The organism is Thermodesulfobacteriota bacterium, from assembly GCA_040756475.1.
GTDB lineage: Bacteria > Desulfobacterota > Deferrisomatia > Deferrisomatales > JACRMM01 > JBFLZB01.
Genome location: JBFLZB010000350.1, coordinates 1 through 1,971, shown reverse-complemented (window position 1 = coordinate 1,971; position 1,971 = coordinate 1). Strand labels below are relative to the sequence as shown.

Annotated in this window: 3 protein-coding genes; 2 read left to right on the top strand and 1 reads right to left on the bottom strand. The window is 70.5% G+C overall.

Annotated elements, in window-relative coordinates; genetic code table 11:
• Positions 1-370 precede the first annotated feature (370 nt).
• Positions 371-958: an RNA-binding protein gene (locus AB1578_23610; protein MEW6490886.1), complete on the top strand. Its 588-nt coding sequence runs from the start codon at positions 371-373 to the stop codon at positions 956-958.
• A 109-nt stretch (positions 959-1,067) separates the two neighbouring features.
• Here the strand turns inward: AB1578_23610 and AB1578_23605 are convergent, their stop codons facing one another.
• Complete coding sequence (locus AB1578_23605) at positions 1,068-1,448, bottom strand: histidine triad nucleotide-binding protein (protein MEW6490885.1); 381 nt, start codon at positions 1,446-1,448, stop codon at positions 1,068-1,070.
• A gap of 174 nt (positions 1,449-1,622) precedes the next feature.
• On the opposite strand from AB1578_23605, the gene AB1578_23600 reads away from it, so the two are divergent.
• Positions 1,623-1,971: hypothetical protein (locus tag AB1578_23600; protein ID MEW6490884.1), on the top strand; the 349-nt coding region annotated here is incomplete at its 3' end.

Genomic DNA, 1,971 nt, shown 5'->3' with positions numbered 1-1,971 from the left:
ATCTCCTCACCCAGGAAACCTCCATCAAGCGCGGTACCCAGACCAAGCGCCGCCGCGCAGGCTGGGATGACGCCTATCGCCTCAAAGTGCTGGCTGGCTAAGGTTTTTATGTGCGATCGCCCTGTCCCGGCCCCATTGCCCCGTTGACACGCCCGGTTGGCCGGAGGTACCTTTCACCAACCCCGGCACCAGCGCCGGCTTGCCGTCACCGCAGGGAACGTCGAAGAGGGACCCGGCACATGGCGGGTCCCTCTCGTTGTCTGCGGCAAGACGCGGCCGGCATCGACCCGCAGCGCAGAAGAACTGCCACGGCCGGAGGGCGCCGCCCCTGGGCAAAGACAAGGCCCCCGGCACCGTCAGAGGAGGAGAAATGTCGGTTCGTCTTTTCGTGGGAAACCTCTCGTTCGACGTGACCGAGGCGGAGCTCAAAGAGCTCTTCTCGGCGTCCGGGCCGCCGTCGTACGTTCGGATCCCCACCGACCGGGAGACGGGCAAGCCCCGGGGATTCGCCTTCGTGGAGTTCGGCGACCGCGCCCAGGCCGAGGACGCCATCCGCCGGTTCAACCAACAGCTCTTCAAGGGGCGGGCCCTCGCCGTAAACGAAGCGCGCGCCCGGGAGGAAGGGGCGGGCGCCCGTCCGTTTGCCCCGCGGCCGGCTGCCCCGGGGCCGGGTCTTCGTCCCGCCCCCCGGCCCCGCCCCACGGAACCCCTGGCGGGTTCCGACGAGACCGGTGCCCCGGGGCAGCCCCGGGGCACCTTCGGCCCCGACGCGCGCCCCCGCAACCGCCGCAAGCGTGAAGGAACGGGGGTGCGGGAGGAGCGGGTCCCCAAGGGCCCCCTGCGCGAGCGCAACACGGGGCAGATCTTCTCCGGGGGAGACGAAGAAGAGGGGGATGAGGAGCTACTGGACGACTTCACCCTCTGGAAGCGCGAAGAGCCCAAGGACGACGAGAGCTGACGCGGCAGCGCGCCGGCCCGGGGCCTGGCGAGGATCTCCCCAAAGCGCTCCACCTTCGGCGGGATGCGGGGGCGACGCAGGGTTCCAGGTCCTGGCGCCCCCAGGGTTTCTAGCGCTCCTCGCTCGCCAGTCCCTTCTTGATCATGCGCCCCAGGTCGCAACCCGCGAAGAGGTGGAGGTGGTAGTGCATCACCTCCTGGTGGGCGTCGGGGCCGACGTTGGAGAGGATCCGATAGCCCCGGCCCTGGAGCCCGAGCTGGCCTGCCACCTGCTGCACGGCCCGGTAGAAGCCGGTCACCATCTCGGAGGGGGCCTTCGCCGAGAAGTCGTCGAAGGAGGCATACTCCCCCTTGGGAATCACCAGGACGTGGACCGGCGCCTGGGGCGAGATGTCGTAGAAGGCTAGGGCGAAGGGGTCCTCGTAGACCTTCTTGCAGGGGATCTCTCCCCGCAGGATGCGCGCAAACACGTTGGTGGGGTCGTAGGCCACGGCCGGTCCTCCTGAGGGGTTGGGGGTTGCGCCGCAAACCGCTCGGGCGGCGCGGCCGCGAGGCGGCTTGGCCCATTCTCGCGGTCTGCACGGGAGAGATCAACGGGTTTGGACCGTTCCCAGGCGGCGACCACGCCACCCGGGGGGCCGGGAGCCGACAGAGGGAGGAGAAACGTGGCCGCGGACGGGGCCGTTGCGGTGGGAAGCTGGGTCTCGTCGCTGTGCACGCGATGCCGCGCGGCGACCCGCCACGTCGTCGTCTCGGTGGCGTTCGGCCGGCCGGCCAAGGTCCAGTGCTCGACCTGCGAGGGCGTGCACAACTATCGGGACCCGGCCGCCGCAAAGCAGGGCCGAAGCTCCAAGGGCCCTCGAGAGGCCGCCCCCCGCACGCCGGAGGAGGAGTGGCTGGCCCGGATGAAGGGCAGAGACCCCCGCCAGGCCATCCCCTACGGCCACCCCGGGCTGCCCCAGGCCGGTGACCTCGTGGAACACCCCTCCCTGGGCTACGGCCTGGTGCTCCAGG

What these genes read in the sequence shown, in the direction of transcription:
- AB1578_23610 (MEW6490886.1), top strand. Translation starts at nt 371, where the DNA reads ATGTCGGTTCGTCTTTTCGTGGGAAACCTCTCGTTCGACGTGACCGAG.